Here is a 14774-nt window from a genome sequence, read left to right as displayed (position 1 = left end):
GTGCGCCGGTCAGGACGCTCGGGCTGCCGGGCGGGGAAGCACCTCGACAAGGATATGCCGAGGTGGCGGGCCGCCGTGACGCCCGTGTGCCTCAGGCATCCTCGCGGTCGGGGCTCTCGAGGATGAAGAAGGTGGACTGGTTCCCGTCCTTGCGCTGCTCCTGGTAGACGAAGTTCAGCCGACGGTCGTCGAAGGTCCGGAACCACTCCTCCCAGCTGACGTGCCGCAGCTTGTCGGTGTCCCCCTGGAAATCGATCCGCAGGACCCCGAGGTGGTCGCCGTGCTCCGTCCCGTCCACCGTGGCCGGGCGTCCACCGCGGGCCTCGGCCCACTGGCGGATGACCTCGTGGTGGGTGGTCGCGAGGCTGCGGCCCTCGCGTTCGGGATCATCGTCCGTCGACGTGATCTCCTGGGCGTATTTCAGCGAGGCCGATGTCTTCTCGCCCGTGCGGATACTGCCACCATCAGGACCCGCGCCGAGGTCATCGGCGTCGTCCTTGCCCTCGTTCTTGGCGTTGTTCGTGCCGTTGTTCGTGCCGTTGTTCGTGCCGTCGGCGCCGCCGTCGCCCGCCTCACTGCCCGAGGCGTGCTCCTGCCTCACCTCGGCGACCGCGTCGACGAGTTCACCCTTCCTCATGCCCGAGGTGCCGCTCAGGCCTTCCTCCTTGGCCTCCCTGCGCAGCTGGTCCACCTTCATGCCGCGGAGTTCCGTCTCGCTGACATCGGGGGTGTCGGGCGTCTGGTTCCCTGGTTCGTCCGCCATGCTGATCTTCCTTCCGGTCGATGCTCCACCGGTGGTGCCCGGGATCGGAGTAAGCGTGCTTACTACTTTTCCGGGGGCCAGGGGCGCTGTCAAGGAGGCGGAGGGCAGCAGGCGCGGGTTGCACCGGCGACGCCGGTCAGTGGCCGAACTCGTCCGAATCGACGATCTCGGCCTCCTGGCTCTCCAGCAGGTAGAGGCTTGCCACGTCCTCCCCCGAGAGCTCGAAGCCGAAGACGTCGAGGTTCTGCGCGAGGCGCTCGGGATGCGAGGACTTCGGGATGGCGACGAGGCCCTGCTGCACGTGCCAGCGCAGCACCACCTGGGCGGGAGTCATCCCATGGGCTTCCGCGATGCCCCCGGACCGCCGGCTCGTCGAGCAGTCCGCTGCCCTGCCCGAGCGGGCTCCACGACTCCGTCACGATGCCGTGCTCGTCGTGGAAGGCGCGGTCCACGATGCGCGGACGCTGCGGGTCGAGCTGGATCTGGTTGACGTCGGGCACGATCCCGGCGTCGATGACGTCCTGCAGGTGGGAGGGCTTGTAGTTGGAGGTGCCGATCGCCCTGACCAGGCCCTCGTCCATGAGTGCGGCGATGCCCTGGACGGCCTCGACGTGGCGGCCCTGCCCCGCGTTCGGCCAGTGGACGAGCAGGAGGTCCACGTAATCGACGCCGAGCAGGCGCGCGCTCGTCTCGAAGGCCCGACGGACGCCGTCGACGCTGTGGTGCTCGCGGTTGAATTTCGTCGTGATGAACAGCTCCTCGCGGGGGATCCCCGACCGGCGGACACCCTCACCCACGCCCTTCTCGTTGCGATAGTTCTCGGCGGTGTCGATCAGTCGGTATCCCGCGCTGATCGCCCGCTCGACGGTCGCGGCCGCTTCGTCGTCGTTCAGGGGCCACGTGCCGAGGCCGAGGAGGGGCAGGCGTGCGCCGCTGCGCAGTTGGAAGGTGGGAGCGAGTGCCATGGGATCTCCTGATCTGGGGTGGGGGCAGGTCAACCCTGTCCCGGCGGTGAGCGCGCCGTCAACCGGGCCGGACAGTATCTCCATGGTGGAGATATCATGAGCGGATCAATGGCGCGCAGCGCCGGGAAGGGGCCCCATGCCCTCGCGCATCCCCGCCATCTGCACCGCCGTCGCCCTGATCCTGACCCCGGCGTGGCTCATCGTCACGAATCCTGCCGTCCCGCGGTCGCATCCGCTGCTGCCGTCACTCCTGGCCGTGTCCCTGCTCTCGGGACTCCTCGTCGTGGCGCTGCTGCTCCGGTCCCGGCGGCGGGACGTGCGGGTCGGTCGGCGCAGGGCGGTGCTCCAGGGGCTCGCGGCCCTCCTGGTGATCGGTGTGATGGCGGCCCTGACGTGGCTCGCACCGTTCCCGTTCCGCGACGATGCCGGACGGCTCGGGGAAGGGGTGGCGCTCGCGGACGTGGGCCTCGTGGAGGACGCCACGTCGATCACCCTCGAGCCGACCGGGAATGCATCGGAGGCTGTGACGCGTGGTCTGGTGTTCTACCCGGGGGCACGGGTCGAGGCCCTCGCCTACGTCCCGCTGCTCGCGGAGGTGGCGAGGGAGGGGACGCTCGTCGTCGTGCTCAAGGAACCGCTCGGTATCTCCCTGGTCGATTCTGCGCAGGCGGGGCCGGTGATGGAGGCGCACCCCGAGGTGGTGACCTGGGCCGTGGGCGGACACTCACTCGGAGGCGTCTCGGCCTCGATCTTCGCGGCCGGCGATGCGGATGTCAGCGGCCTGCTGCTGTGGGCCTCCTACCCCCTCGACGATCTCTCGGGGAGCAGCCTCGAGGTACTGTCCGTGAGCGGGTCCGAGGACGGCCTGTCCACGCGTGCCGACATCACGGCGTCACGGGAACTGCTGCCCGCTGGTGCCCGCTTCACTGAGGTTCCCGGCGGTGTCCATGCCTTCTTCGGCGACTACGGCCACCAACCCGGCGACGGCGTCGCGACGGCCGGGAGGGACGCCGTGCAGGCGGACATCATCGAGGCGACGCTGGCGTTCATCGAGTCGTTGTGAGGATGGGCCGTGGCCGGATGCATGCCGCGCACTCCGTCCAGCGCGGCCGGGATCCTCGCACGACGTGAGGACCGGTGATCAGGGGTCAGGGGTCAGGGGTCAGGCGATCATCCTGCGCGTGGCGATACCCGGCCCGAGGACCGGCGACACCCGGCGAGTACTGCGGGTCTCGCTGTAGGTCGCGCGCGAGGACCGGACGGCGAGGCCTGCCGCGGCCAGGTCGTCGACCAGTTCGTTGACGGCCTGAGCGAGACAGTCCCGCTCCTCGCGCGGCAGCGGGGCGAGACCGTGAAGGTAGGCGTCGATCTCGATGCGGTCGAAGGAGCCACCGGAGTTAAGGTAGTGCCGGTGGACCTCGTCGAGTGCGAGCAGTGACATCGTCATGGCCGAGTGGGCGGTCTTGAACTGCACGGGGGGCTCCTTCGGCCATGACTGCACGGGTGCGGCAGGACCCGTCTGCTCCGTCACCGTAGCGCTCCGCGCTTCAAGCCCTCCCGCGTGGACCCTCAAGATTGGTTCAAGTGGGACCGGCCGGCCCGGGCGGCGGCGTCGAAAGTAGTAAGGGTACTTAATTTCACATCGGGAAAGAATCGGCCTATAGTCTCACCAGGGCCTAGCAGCGGGCCATCGAACCACCATCGTGGAGCTGACCATGGAAACTTCCCCGTTCGTCGAATACCGTCCGCAGTCGATGCAGCCGACCGAGCATGACCAGCTCGGGTGGGGTGCGGCGCCGGAGATCACGACCGTCCCTTCCCCCCGGGCCGATGAAGCGGACTTCCCGGACGACCTGACCGTCGTGTCGACCCGGCAGCTGCGGGTGCTCTGCAACCAGACGTACCGCCTCCTGGACCGGGACTTCCCTCCGATGGACGCCCTGCACCAGTACGAGTTGCTGGTCGAGGAGATCGAGCGGCGAGAGGTCCAGGCCGAGTCACGCGCAGAGCCCGCGCGCACGCGCAGCGGGTTCCGCGACAACTCCCTGTTCTCCCGCTTCGAGCTCTTCAGCGACGGCACCATGGTGGGTCACGTGAAGTACGAGATGAAGGGGTCGCACGCGGTGCTCATCCAGGCCGTCGTCGATCCGCGTTTCGACGCCGTGGACGTGGAGCCCGCACTCATCCGGCAGGTGTTCCTGAGCGCACACCGGCGACGCATCGCCGTCGTGCCCTATTGCCCCCGTGTGCGCGAGTTCCTCGTGGAGTTCCCCCAGTACAGGCTGCTCCTCCCGGCCGATCAGCGCCGGCGGCTCGAAGCGTCGCTGCGCTCCCGCGGCGAGGACTAGGGCAGGCCGGACGACGCGGAGACCAGGTACAGGTTGCGCTTCCGGATGAGGTGGCGCAGGTACGGTCGGAGCAGTATGCGCTCCGCCACCGACCCGATCACGCCGAAGGGCGCCGAGAAGGTGATCCTGTCGATCATGGTCGTCGAGCCGTCCGCGGACGAGAACTCGTGCACGTGCCGGAAGGCTCGGAACGGTCCGCGCAGTTGCTCGTCGACGAAGCGGTGAGGGGCGTCGAAGACGAAGCGGTGAGGGGCGTCGAACTCCGTGATGATGCTCGTCATCCGGATGGGCATCCCTCCGTGCCAGGCGCGCCAGGTGACCTGTTCGCCCGGCCCGATCAGGCCGCTCGTCACGCCCGCCACGGCCCGCTCCCGGGAGAACCGCATGGACGAGGTGTGGGCGCCGATGTCCCGGGAGCGGTCGAACAGTTCCGCCTGGTCCATCGCGGTGACGGTGACACTGGTGAATCCGACGGTCATGGCGCCAGTATTCCAGTCCGGCGGACCCGCCGCCCACCCGCACCGCTACGGAATCGCGACTCAGACGCGGACGAGCATCTTTCCCGTGTTGGCGCCGCGCATCATGGCGAGGAACGCCCCGGCGGCGTTCTCGATGCCGTCCACCACCGTCTCGTCGAAGACCACGCTGCCGTCCGCCAGCCAGCCCGTCATCTTCTCCGCGAACTCCGGCTGCAGGTCCTGGTGCCGGCCGACGATGAAGCCCTCGAGCTTCAGTGAGCGCGTCACGAGGTTGGCCATGTTGTCCGGTCCCGGCGAGCGCTCGGTGCTGTTGTACTGGGAGATGGCGCCGCAGAGGGCCGCGCGGCCGCCGGTGTTGAGGCGATCGAGTGCCGCCTCGAGGTGGTCCCCGCCGACGTTGTCGAAGTAGACGTCGATGCCGTCGGGCGTGAGCGCGCGCAGCTGCTCCCGCACGGGGGCGTCCTTGTAGTTGAAGGCGTCGTCGTAGCCGTACCTGTCCCTGAGCAGCGCCACCTTCTCCGCCGACCCGGCCGAACCGATGACGCGGGATGCGCCGAGCTTGCGGGCCACCTGCCCGGCGATGGATCCGACGGCGCCTGCGGCACCCGAGATGAAGACGACGTCGCCTTCCGTCAGCGCTGCGACGCGCTTGAGTCCGGCGTAGGCCGTAAGTCCTGTCATGCCGGCCGCACCCAGGAACACGGACAGGGGCAGACCGGTCTCCGGCAGTGGCGAGAACTGCGTGTCCGGAGCCTGGGCGACATCCCGCCAGCCGAGCCCATGGAGCACGCCGGTCCCTACCGGAAGGGTGTCGGACCTCGACTCGATGACACGCCCCACGGCCCCGCCGCTCATCGTCTCGCCGAGGCCGAACGGCGGGACGTAGGACTTCGCATCGTTCATGCGGCCGCGCATGTAGGGGTCCACGGAGACGAAGTCGTTCCGGACGCGCACCTCCCCGGGAGCCAGATCGGGAAGTTCGACCGATGCCGTCGAGAAGTTCTCCGGGCCGGGAGTGCCGACGGGGCGGGAGGCGAGCTGGATCTGGGTGCTGACGGTCATGACTGGTCCTTCGAATCGGCGATGTCTCTACTCTGCTTGAACAGTTATCCGGAGGATTTATTCCGCTTAGAGTGCACGAGCCAGCCGAGCCCGGAGCTCTCCGGCCGCCGGCTGCGCCTCCAGTGCCGTTCCTGCCGTGCGCCCCCACAGCCACAGGAGCATCCCCTCGGCGTCGGTCCTCACCGCCTCCTGCCCGTCAGCCGCGGCGTCCCGATCCACCACGGCCTGCGCGGGGGCGAGGTGCACGTCCCAGGAGTGCCCGCCGGCCTCGAGCCGCACCGTCGAGCCGGACGCCGTCGGGTCGGGACGGCCACGCCCCAGCATCACGGTGAGCACCTCGTCGATCCCGTCCATCGCCAGCTCCTCGTCCATGGGCGAGGTGTCGGCTCCTGCGGCCTCCTCGAGATCGAAGCGGTGGATGGCCGTCTCGTGCGTCAGGCGCCGGATCCAGAACCCCACGGTCTGGTCCTCCGCAACCCACGTCTCGGCTCGATCACCGGCCTCGTGTCCGTCGAACTGTTCGATGAGCCGGTCGTAGCAGTGGGCGAGCAGGGCTGCCGGAGGGAGGCTGCCCACGCTCACCGGAGGCCACCCGTGACTCGGCCGTTCACCCATCCGGATGGTCTCGGCCTTGTGCAGGAAGACGATCGCGGTATGCCTCGCGAGGTCCTCTCCGGTCCAGCCCGGGCAGGCCGGGACCGGCCGGTCCAGGGTGGTGTGGACGAGGTCCGCGAGCATGCGGTACTCGCGGTCCAGCAGCTCCCGATACCGGCCGAAGGACAGGGCATGGGGAGAAGGGTGCGTCATCAACCGAGTCTAGGCTCGCCGCCGGGGCGAGGCTATGTTACTGGCTAGTAATATGACCGGCATGCACCTGATCCTCCGTACACTGCTGCTGCTGGTGATGTCCCGCCGACGATCGCCCCTCGGGATCTGGCAGCCCGGCACCATCGGCCTCCGGGTGCTGCCCACGGACATCGACATCGCGATGCACATGAACAACGGCATGTACTTCTCGGTCTTCGACCTGGGGAGGTTCGACCTCATGGTGCGCTGCGGGGTCTGGCGCCGGATGCGCCGGCGGGGCTGGAGTCCGGTCGCGGCGGGCGAGACCATCAGTTTCCGCAAGTCGCTGCAGCTGGGCCAGCGGTACACGATCGAGACAAGGATCATCGGCCTGGACGAGCGCGCGATCTACTTCGAGCAGCGCGCAGTGGCCGACGGCGAGATCTACGCCCGGGCCGTCATCGCCACGCGCCTCGTGTCGCCGACCGGACCGGTGCCGAACGAGGAGATCATCGCGGCTTTCGGTGCACCACCGGTGGAGCTCGTCCTGCCCGAGTGGATCCATGCGTGGCGCCTCAGCAACGCCCTGCCGAGCACCCGGAAGCCTGCACCGCACGTGTGGTGACCGGCCCGCGTCGTCCCCGGGCCCGCCTAGGATCCGGTGTGGGCCCCGGTTCGCCCGCGCACGAGCTTCTGGACGCCGTAGAGGGCGAGCCCCACGGCGAGGAGCACGGCGGTGCGGAGCCAGATCTCGCCGGTCTGCTGCGTGAGGAGCAGGATGCAGGAGGCGATGGCCAGATACGGGAAGATCGCCGGGATGCGGAAGTGCTGGTGCTCGACCCGATCCTTCCGCAGCACGATCACGGCGATGTTCGTGCTGAGGAAGACGAAGAGCAGCAGGAGGACGACCGTCGAGGCGAGTGACTCGAGTCCGCCGGTCAGGCTCAGGACCATGGCGACGAGGGTCGTGGCGACGATGGCGACCCAGGGTGTGCGGCGACGGGGGAGGACCCGGCTGAACACGGAGGGGAAGAGTCCCTGCTCCGCCATCCCGTACGTGAGTCGGCTGGACATGATCATGGTGAGCAGCGCGCCGTTCGCGACGGCGATCAGGGCCACGAGGCTGAACAGCCAGGTCGGGATGCCCGCGCCGGTCGCGGCGACGACGTCGAGCAGCGGCGAACTCGATCCGGCGAGTTCCTCCGGGGCGAGTGCTGCCGAGGAGGCGAGTCCGATCAGGAGATAGACGACGCCGGCCGTGAGCAGGGCGCCGAAGATGGCCTTCGGGTAGACGCGGCTGACGTCCCGGACCTCCTCCGCGACATTCGCGGACACCTCGAATCCCACGAAGGAGTAGTAGGCGATCAGCGACGCCGCGAGGACGGCGGAAGCCGCGCTGACTCCCGGCGGGAAGTCGTTGACCCGCGAGAGGTCGCCGTTGCCGCCGGCGAGGAAGATGCCGACCACGACGATGACCAGGACGAGCCCGGAGACCTCGATCACGGTCATCACCACGTTGCTGCGGACGGACTCCTTGATGCCGCGCATGTTCAGCAGGGCCAGCAGGACGAGGAACACGAGGGCCGCTGGAACGGCGGGCACATCGATGAAGGTGGTGAGGTACCCGCCGGCGAAGGCCTGGGCCAGGCCTGCCGCGCTGGTCACACCGGCCGCCAGCATGCAGAATCCCACGAGGAACGAGATGAACGGCTTCCTGAAGGCCCGCTCGGCGAAGACCGCGGCCCCGCCCGCCTTCGGATACTTCGTCACCAGTTCCGCGTAGGAGCCCGCGGTCAGCAGGGCGAGCGCGAGCGCCACCATGAGAGGCATCCAGATGGCACCGCCCACTTCCGCGGAGATCACGCCCACCAGTGCGTACACCCCGGCGCCGAGGACGTCCCCGAGGATGAAGAGGTACAGCAGGGGGCCCGAGATCCCCCGCGAGAGCCGGGTGTCGGTGGTCTGTTCCGTGATGGCCATGAGCGCCAGTGTAGGGGAAGTGCTAAGCGTGCTGGGTACTTTTCGGTGGAGGGTACCGCCCGGCGCGCCAGGGATACCGCCGATCGTCGCGCATTCGCCAGTTCGGTGTGACGCACAGCATAATTGCCTTCATCAACGATGGCCGGGGGGCGGCCACTCATTCTGACAGAGAGGTTATCGATGAGTTGGCTCGACCGTGACCACACCATCGCGCCACCGGGATTCAACCGATGGCTCATTCCACCCGCGGCTCTCGCCGTCCACCTGTGCATCGGCCAGGCCTATGCGACGAGCGTGTACAAGACCGCGCTCGTCAACCACTTCGACGCGACCCTGACGCAGATCGGCATCATCTTCTCGATCGCGATCGTGATGCTCGGCCTGTCCGCCGCAGTCCTCGGCACCTGGGTGGACCGCAACGGTCCCCGCAAGGCCATGTTCACCTCGGCGCTGTTCTGGACCTCAGGCTTCCTCGTCGGGGCGCTCGGCATCTTCACGAACCAGCTGTGGCTCGTCTACCTCGGTTACGGCGTGATCGGGGGCATCGGCCTCGGCATCGGTTACATCTCGCCGGTCTCCACCCTGATCAAATGGTTCCCCGACCGGCCGGGACTCGCCACCGGCATGGCCATCATGGGCTTCGGCGGCGGTGCGCTCATCGCGAGCCCGCTGTCAACGCAGCTGCTGCGCATGTACGACCCGAACTCCGGTGCCGAGGGCTGGGTCGCCAGCGGTGACGCCGTCGGCAAGCTCTTCCTGACCCTCGCCGTCGTCTACCTCGTCTACATGATGTTCGGGGCCTTCACCATCAAGGTGCCGGCGGACGGCTGGAAGCCCGACGGCTTCGATCCCTCCCAGCTCAAGTCCAAGCCACTCGTCACCACGGACAACGTCTCCGCGGCCAACGCCATCAAGACGCGCCAGTTCTGGCTCGTCTGGATCGTGCTGTTCTGCAACGTGACGGCCGGCATCGGCATCCTCGAGCAGGCGTCCCCGATGATCCAGGACTTCTTCCGCGCGGCGGACGGCACGACGGCGGTCACCGTCGCCGTGGCCGGCGGATTCGTGGGACTGCTCTCGATCGGCAACATGGGTGGCCGCTTCGTGTGGTCGTCCACGTCCGACATCATCGGCCGCAAGCGCATCTACATGGTGTACCTCGGCGTGGGCGCCGTCCTGTACCTGGTGCTGGCGCTCGCAGGCAGCTCGACCACGCTCCTCTTCGTGGCCCTCGCCTTCGTCATCATCTCCTTCTACGGCGGCGGGTTCGCCACCGTCCCGGCCTACCTCCGGGACCTGTTCGGCACCTACCAGGTCGGTGCCATCCACGGCCGCCTGCTGACGGCCTGGTCCGCTGCGGGCATCGCCGGACCGCTGATCGTCAACGCGTTCCTCGACGCCCAGGGCACGCCGGGCGAGCTCACCGCCGGTGCCTACCAGCCGGCACTGCTCACCATGGTGGGGCTGCTGATCGTCGGCTTCATCGCCAACCTGCTCATCAAGCCCGTCGACCCCCGCTTCCACGAACCGGTCAAGGGTTCACAGCGCGAATCTGTAAGGGAGGCCTGACATGACCGGAGCACGCATCGCCGTCGTCTGGGCACTCGTCGGACTGCCGCTCGCCTACGGGATCTTCCAGACCCTGACGCGCGTCGCGGCACTCTTCGGCGGCTGACGTCGAGCACTCCGGACGCCCGCCCCTGAACACCGACGGCAGTGCCGTCCTGTTCATCGGCGGGCGTTCCGGCGTGGGCACGACGACGGTGGCCCACGCACTGCACCGCCTGCTCGCCGAGCGGGACGTCCGGCACGCCGTCATCGAGGGTGACCTGCTGGATCCCGCCCACCCGGCACCCTGGGAGCACGGGCTCGCGGAGCGCAACCTCGCCGCAGTGCGGTCCAACTACCGGGACCTCGGCTACCGCCGGCTCATCTACACGAACACGGTGGCGCTGCTCGAAGCCCGGACCCTGGCCCTCGCCGCCGACCTCGCCGCGCTGATCCGCTGGTCGCCGCTCTCCGGGGGTGGTGCGCCGAGCGGGAGTGGCGGGCCCGGCATGACCCCCCTCGCCGACACGACCGTCCGAGCCGGCTCGCCATCCTGCTTGAATGGGGACAGGACGCCCGGAAGGAATCATGCGAAGCACCAGCAGCGCCCAGTCCGATGCCCTGGCCCGCGGGGAGCTCCCGCCGCTCGACCGGGTGCGCGACGACGTCTGGGCCCTCGCCCAGCCCATGCCCGGCGGCCACCTCGCGTACTCCTTCACCTACCTGCTGACAGCGGATGACGGCGGCGTCCACGTCGTCGATCCCGGGTGGGACTCCGACGGGAACTGGGAGCGCCTGCTCGCCGCGCTCACCGTCGTCGCACCCGGCTCGACCGGCGCCGGAGCGGTCTCGGGCATCACGGGCACCCACCTCCACCCCGACCACGTGGGCATGTCGGCGCGGCTGCGACGCGCATCCGGCGCCCCGCTGGGGATGCACGCGGCCGAGCGTGCGGCCCTGGGGCAGCACAGCACGCGGCTCCTGGACCTCGACGCGGCCCTTGGGCGGCTCGGGGGATGGGGTGTGCCCGAGGAGCGGCGGACCGAGCTGGCGCAGTACGTGGACCAGTCACCGGAGGGCCTGGTCCTCGCCGTCGACCATGAGCTGCACGACGGCGACCGGCTGCCGGTCCAGGGTTTCGGCCTCGTCGTGATGTCCACCCCCGGTCACACGGGCGGGCACGTCTGCCTGCGTGACGACGCCCGAGGGCTGGTGTTCACGGGCGACCACGTGCTGCCGACGGTGTTCCCCGGGCTGGGGCTCGGCGGGCCGACGGCGACGAACCCGCTGGCCGACTACGTCGCGTCCGTCGGGGCGCTGGCGCCGTGGAGCGACTACGAGGCGCTACCCGGCCACGGTTTCCGCTTCACCGGGCTCGGGGAACGGGCGGCGGCGTGCGCGGAGCACCAGCTGGCCCGGGCGCGGCAGGTCGCCGCGATCCTCGCTGAGGCGGGGCCGGAGCCCACGGTGTGGGAGCTCGCGTCGCGCCTCGCCTGGACCGCCGGCTGGGACGGGCTGCACGGCTTCCAGCTCCTCTCGGCCCTGAACCAGACGGAGATGCACCGCGGTTTCGTCCGTGGCGGCGGCACGACCGGCGCGTGAGACGGCGGACACAGTCGGACTTATCCGGTGAAACCCGTCCTGCTTGCTCCGGGCATCTATACGATTCGTCCATGGAGACAGCGATGGGGCACGACGGCGTGGAGTTCGAGCGTGCCATCGAGGTGCTCGAGGAGCAGACCAGCGTGCTGTGGAGGCGGGAGCGCACCACGTCCCATGCCCTGGCGAAGAACGTGCATCCGGCCATGGAGCCCGCGGCCTACGGGATCCTGACGCTCCTGCAGCGCGAGGGGTCCCTGCGCGCCACGGACATAGCCCAGAGCATCGGCGTCGGGAAGCCTTCGGTGAGCCGCCAGCTCGGGGCCCTCGAAGGGCTGGGCCTCGTGACCCGCCGCCTCGACCCGCTGGATGCCCGCTCGCAGCGGGTCCTCCTGACGCCACTCGGCGAGCAGCAGCTCGCGGCCGCCCAGAGCGGACGCCGTACGGCGTTCACCGCCCTCATGCGGAGCTGGGATCCGGAGGACGTGGAGGTCCTGGGCTCGCTCATCGCCCGCCTCAACCTGACCTACACGAAGGACACCTGGTAGGGGTCAGTCCTCGGTCCACCCCTCACCCTCGCGGAAGGAGCCGGTCCGCCGGCCGCTCCCGGCCTCCAGCGAATCGTCCGGGTCCTCGAAGAGCTCGCCGGACTCCGCCTTGCTGTGCGCGAGCAGCTGCTCGGCCTCCGCCCGGGCGTCCCCGAGGGAATCCGCCGAGATCCGGCTCCGCGCCGGCAGCGCGTCGAGGTGGATGACACGCTCTGCTGTGCCGCCGTCGGGAGTCGGAGCATCCACGGGCACCTCCGCGCCGTCGTGCTCAGCAGGGACGAGGTATTCGAGGAAGTACGCCATGCTCCACGGTCGCACCCGGAGCCGCGGGCGGGTCGACCAGGACGGCGTGCGCGAGCAGCTTGCCCTGGGCCGGCCGGCCTGTTATCCGGCGAAGGCCTCGGGTCGGCGTCCCTCCCGTCAATTCCCGTCCCGGATGCCGGGAACATGCGAAGCGTGCTGATCCACGCCTAGATTGGGAGCATGGCCGACACGACACTGCACGAAGACTCCGAACCCACGACCCCGACGCCGCTCGAGCAGCTGGCCGAGGCCCACAGGGTCGGCACCACCTTCAAGGGCTGGGACGGTGGATCCGCACGGGTGTCCGAGGCGACCCTGAAGACCGTGCTGGGGGCCCTCGGCGTGGCTGCCTCGTCGGGGACGGAGATCAGCCGGTCCCTGGCGGAGGTGGACGCCGGCCCGTGGCGTTCCGTGCTGCCCGCCGTCGTCGTCGTGCGCAGCAGTGACACCGATCCGCTGCACCTCCACGTGCCCGCCGGGTCCGATGTCGAGTTCTGGGCCGTCGACGAGGACGGCGTCCACTACACGGGGACCGTGGGCGGGGCCACGGTCACGCGCGCCGTCGACGGGCAGGACCTCGAACGGCGCGAGGGCACCCTCCCGCACGCCCTGCCGCTCGGCTGGCACACCGTCCACGCGAGGGTCGACGGCGTCGAGTCCTCCTGCACGCTCGTGGTGACGCCGGACCGGCTGAGCACGACGGCGTCCCTGATGGACCGCCGCACCTGGGGCATCATGGCGCAGCTCTACTCCGTCCGGTCCGCGGGTTCGTGGGGCATCGGAGACCTCACGGACCTGGGCGGGATAGCCCGCGCGGCAGCGGAGCACGGCGGCGGCTTCGTGCTGGTGAACCCCCTGCACGCGGCCGAGCCGAAGCCCCCCGTGGAGCCGTCGCCCTACCTGCCGACCACCCGGCGCTACTTCCACCCCATCTACCTCCGGATCGAGGACATCCCGGAGTACGCGAGGCTCGACGACGCCGCCCGCCGGCGCATCGAGGAACTCGCGGCGGGTTTCGAGGCGGTCAACCGCACGGCGGACCTGCTGGACCGCGACCCTAGCTACACGGCGAAGCTGGAAGCGCTGGAGCTCGTGTACGGCGTGGAGCGCCCAGAGCAGCGCCAGCACGACTTCGATGCCTACCGCGCGCACCAGGGCCAGGGGCTGGCCGACTTCGCACTGTGGTCCGCCCTCGCCGAGTCTCTCGAGCCCGGAGCTCCGGAATGGGACGACGTCGGACGGCCCGGGTCGGCGGGCGCGGAAGCGTTCGCCGAGCAGCACGCGGATCGCATCGGCTTCCACGCCTGGCTGCAGTGGCTCCTCGACGAGCAGCTGCAGGAGGCGCAACTCGAGGCGACCGGGGCGGGCATGTCGATCGGCGTGGTGCACGACCTCGCCGTCGGCGTCCACCCGAGCGGAGCCGACGCGTGGGCGCTGCAGGACGTGCTGGCGGCGGGCATCAGCGTGGGTGCCCCGCCGGACATGTTCAACCAGCACGGGCAGGACTGGAGCCAGCCGCCGTGGCACCCCGAGCGCCTCGCCGAAGCCGGGTACGCACCCTTCCGCGACATGCTCCGGAACATCCTGCGGCACGCCGGGGGTATCCGCGTGGACCACATCCTGGGGCTCTTCAGGCTGTGGTGGATCCCGCAGGGCCAGGCGCCGGGCGAGGGGGCGTACGTGTACTACGACCACCGGGCGCTGATCGGGATCCTCGCCCTGGAGGCGGAGCGTGCCGGGGCGGTCGTGGTCGGCGAGGACCTCGGGGTCTTCGAACCGGGGGTCCAGGAATACCTCGCCGAGCGGGGGATCCTGGGGACCTCGATCCTCTGGTTCGAGCAGGACGACGACGGCCCCCTTCCTCCGGAGTCCTACCGGGAGGGGTGCCTCACCACGGTGACCGTGCACGATCTCCCGCCGACCGCGGGCTATCTCGCGGGTGAGCACGTCAAGCTCCGCGACCGGCTGGGCCTGCTCAGCCGTCCCGTCGAGGAGGAGCAGGCCGAGGACCGCGCGGTGCAGGAGAAGTTCCTCTCCCTGCTGCGATCGCGCGGTCTGCTGCCCGCAGGGGACGTCTCGGTGCAGCGGACCGTCGAGGCATTGCACGCCTTCATCGCGGAGACGCCCTCCGTCCTGCTGGGCGTGGCCCTCGCGGATGCCGTGGGGGAGCAGCGCACGCAGAACCAGCCCGGCACCAATGACGAGTATCCGAACTGGCGCATCCCGCTGGCCGACGCGGACGTGCAGGCGGTGCTGGTCGAGGACCTCGCCGGCAGCGAGCGGTTCTCGTCGCTGGTGCGGGCCCTCGGTCCGGCCGTTCCCAGCGAGTCGCGCGGTTGACCCGTTCCGACCGCAAGGATTATTTCGTTCTGCCCGGTGGTCGCAGGCGTGAT

General features: G+C 69.6%; 15 protein-coding genes and 1 pseudogene. 8 read left to right on the top strand and 8 right to left on the bottom strand.

All coding sequences use genetic code 11. From position 1 onward, the window contains the following. Positions 1-91: 91 nt before the first annotated feature. Complete coding sequence (locus FNH21_RS06255; protein WP_152813111.1) at positions 92-763, bottom strand: Rho termination factor N-terminal domain-containing protein; 672 nt, start codon at positions 761-763, stop codon at positions 92-94. 136 nt (positions 764-899) lie between these two features. Then, positions 900-1728, bottom strand: a pseudogene (locus tag FNH21_RS06250) (aldo/keto reductase). 136 nt (positions 1729-1864) lie between these two features. Between FNH21_RS06250 and FNH21_RS06245 the strand changes: the two are divergent. Continuing rightward, a complete protein-coding gene (locus FNH21_RS06245; RefSeq protein WP_152813109.1) occupies positions 1865-2791 on the top strand; it encodes an alpha/beta hydrolase in 927 nt (308 codons plus the stop codon). Between the two features lie 99 nt (positions 2792-2890). On the opposite strand, the gene FNH21_RS06240 is transcribed toward FNH21_RS06245, so the two are convergent. After that, positions 2891-3202 (bottom strand): hypothetical protein, encoded by a 312-nt coding sequence (locus tag FNH21_RS06240; RefSeq protein ID WP_152813107.1) that lies wholly within the window; start codon positions 3200-3202, stop codon positions 2891-2893. A gap of 241 nt (positions 3203-3443) precedes the next feature. Here FNH21_RS06240 and FNH21_RS06235 point away from each other — a divergent pair, with 241 nt between their 5' ends. Beyond that, the gene (locus FNH21_RS06235) at positions 3444-4076 is read left to right on the top strand and encodes a GNAT family N-acetyltransferase (RefSeq protein WP_152813105.1); all 633 of its coding nucleotides are present in this window, start codon (positions 3444-3446) and stop codon (positions 4074-4076) included. Here the strand turns inward: FNH21_RS06235 and FNH21_RS06230 are convergent. The 3 genes from FNH21_RS06230 to FNH21_RS06220 form a co-directional block, all read right to left on the bottom strand. Beyond that, the gene (locus tag FNH21_RS06230; RefSeq protein ID WP_152813103.1) at positions 4073-4555 is read right to left on the bottom strand and encodes an SRPBCC family protein; all 483 of its coding nucleotides are present in this window, start codon (positions 4553-4555) and stop codon (positions 4073-4075) included. The two genes, FNH21_RS06235 and FNH21_RS06230, sit on opposite strands and share 4 nt — an antisense overlap. A 60-nt stretch (positions 4556-4615) precedes the next feature. After that, entirely contained in the window at positions 4616-5617 is a 1002-nt protein-coding gene (locus FNH21_RS06225) for an NADP-dependent oxidoreductase (protein ID WP_152813101.1), read from the bottom strand. 66 nt (positions 5618-5683) lie between these two features. Next, the gene (locus FNH21_RS06220; protein WP_152813099.1) at positions 5684-6424 is read right to left on the bottom strand and encodes a maleylpyruvate isomerase family mycothiol-dependent enzyme; all 741 of its coding nucleotides are present in this window, start codon (positions 6422-6424) and stop codon (positions 5684-5686) included. Positions 6425-6485: 61 nt separating this feature from the next. On the opposite strand from FNH21_RS06220, the gene FNH21_RS06215 reads away from it, so the two are divergent. Then, positions 6486-7028 (top strand): acyl-CoA thioesterase, encoded by a 543-nt coding sequence (locus tag FNH21_RS06215; protein WP_152813097.1) that lies wholly within the window; start codon positions 6486-6488, stop codon positions 7026-7028. Positions 7029-7054: 26 nt separating this feature from the next. Here FNH21_RS06215 and FNH21_RS06210 read toward each other — a convergent pair whose 3' ends face one another. Further along, on the bottom strand, positions 7055-8383 hold the full coding sequence (locus FNH21_RS06210; protein WP_152813094.1) for an APC family permease: 1329 nt from the start codon (positions 8381-8383) through the stop codon (positions 7055-7057). A 180-nt stretch (positions 8384-8563) separates the two neighbouring features. On the opposite strand from FNH21_RS06210, the gene FNH21_RS06205 reads away from it, so the two are divergent. From FNH21_RS06205 to FNH21_RS06195, 4 genes are all read left to right on the top strand, one after another. Continuing rightward, positions 8564-9952, top strand: a complete 1389-nt coding sequence (locus FNH21_RS06205) for an OFA family MFS transporter (protein ID WP_152813092.1) — start codon at positions 8564-8566, stop codon at positions 9950-9952. A gap of 1 nt (position 9953) precedes the next feature. After that, complete coding sequence (locus FNH21_RS17495; protein ID WP_414826595.1) at positions 9954-10058, top strand: MFS transporter small subunit; 105 nt, start codon at positions 9954-9956, stop codon at positions 10056-10058. Between the two features lie 461 nt (positions 10059-10519). Then, positions 10520-11533 carry an MBL fold metallo-hydrolase gene (locus FNH21_RS06200; protein ID WP_152813090.1) on the top strand — a complete coding sequence of 338 codons (1014 nt, stop codon included), beginning with the start codon at positions 10520-10522 and terminating at the stop codon, positions 11531-11533. 71 nt (positions 11534-11604) lie between these two features. Further along, complete coding sequence (locus tag FNH21_RS06195; RefSeq protein ID WP_152813088.1) at positions 11605-12078, top strand: MarR family winged helix-turn-helix transcriptional regulator; 474 nt, start codon at positions 11605-11607, stop codon at positions 12076-12078. Between the two features lie 3 nt (positions 12079-12081). Here FNH21_RS06195 and FNH21_RS06190 read toward each other — a convergent pair whose 3' ends face one another. After that, positions 12082-12381: a hypothetical protein gene (locus FNH21_RS06190; protein ID WP_152813086.1), complete on the bottom strand. Its 300-nt coding sequence runs from the start codon at positions 12379-12381 to the stop codon at positions 12082-12084. A 180-nt stretch (positions 12382-12561) separates the two neighbouring features. Between FNH21_RS06190 and malQ the strand changes: the two genes are divergently transcribed. Next, positions 12562-14721, top strand: a complete 2160-nt coding sequence (gene malQ / locus FNH21_RS06185) for a 4-alpha-glucanotransferase (protein ID WP_152813084.1) — start codon at positions 12562-12564, stop codon at positions 14719-14721. Positions 14722-14774: the final 53 nt, after the last annotated feature.

Origin of the sequence: Arthrobacter bussei, from assembly GCF_009377195.2 — a bacterium.
Taxonomy (GTDB): domain Bacteria; phylum Actinomycetota; class Actinomycetes; order Actinomycetales; family Micrococcaceae; genus Arthrobacter_D; species Arthrobacter_D bussei.
The sequence above is the reverse complement of the archived record's forward strand: the minus strand, read 5'-3'. Positions and strand labels throughout refer to the sequence as shown.

Excerpts from the sequence above, each read along its gene's own strand:
- FNH21_RS06205 (WP_152813092.1), top strand. The coding sequence starts at position 8,564 with ATGAGTTGGCTCGACCGTGACCACACCATCGCGCCACCGGGATTCAAC.
- malQ (WP_152813084.1), top strand. The coding sequence starts at position 12,562 with ATGGCCGACACGACACTGCACGAAGACTCCGAACCCACGACCCCGACG.
- FNH21_RS06235 (WP_152813105.1), top strand. The coding sequence starts at position 3,444 with ATGGAAACTTCCCCGTTCGTCGAATACCGTCCGCAGTCGATGCAGCCG.
- FNH21_RS06230 (WP_152813103.1), bottom strand. The coding sequence starts at position 4,555 with ATGACCGTCGGATTCACCAGTGTCACCGTCACCGCGATGGACCAGGCG.
- FNH21_RS06190 (WP_152813086.1), bottom strand. The coding sequence starts at position 12,381 with ATGGCGTACTTCCTCGAATACCTCGTCCCTGCTGAGCACGACGGCGCG.
- FNH21_RS06255 (WP_152813111.1), bottom strand. The coding sequence starts at position 763 with ATGGCGGACGAACCAGGGAACCAGACGCCCGACACCCCCGATGTCAGC.
- FNH21_RS06215 (WP_152813097.1), top strand. The coding sequence starts at position 6,486 with ATGCACCTGATCCTCCGTACACTGCTGCTGCTGGTGATGTCCCGCCGA.
- FNH21_RS06200 (WP_152813090.1), top strand. The coding sequence starts at position 10,520 with ATGCGAAGCACCAGCAGCGCCCAGTCCGATGCCCTGGCCCGCGGGGAG.
- FNH21_RS06245 (WP_152813109.1), top strand. The coding sequence starts at position 1,865 with ATGCCCTCGCGCATCCCCGCCATCTGCACCGCCGTCGCCCTGATCCTG.
- FNH21_RS06225 (WP_152813101.1), bottom strand. The coding sequence starts at position 5,617 with ATGACCGTCAGCACCCAGATCCAGCTCGCCTCCCGCCCCGTCGGCACT.
- FNH21_RS06220 (WP_152813099.1), bottom strand. The coding sequence starts at position 6,424 with ATGACGCACCCTTCTCCCCATGCCCTGTCCTTCGGCCGGTATCGGGAG.
- FNH21_RS06195 (WP_152813088.1), top strand. The coding sequence starts at position 11,605 with ATGGAGACAGCGATGGGGCACGACGGCGTGGAGTTCGAGCGTGCCATC.
- FNH21_RS17495 (WP_414826595.1), top strand. The coding sequence starts at position 9,954 with ATGACCGGAGCACGCATCGCCGTCGTCTGGGCACTCGTCGGACTGCCG.
- FNH21_RS06210 (WP_152813094.1), bottom strand. The coding sequence starts at position 8,383 with ATGGCCATCACGGAACAGACCACCGACACCCGGCTCTCGCGGGGGATC.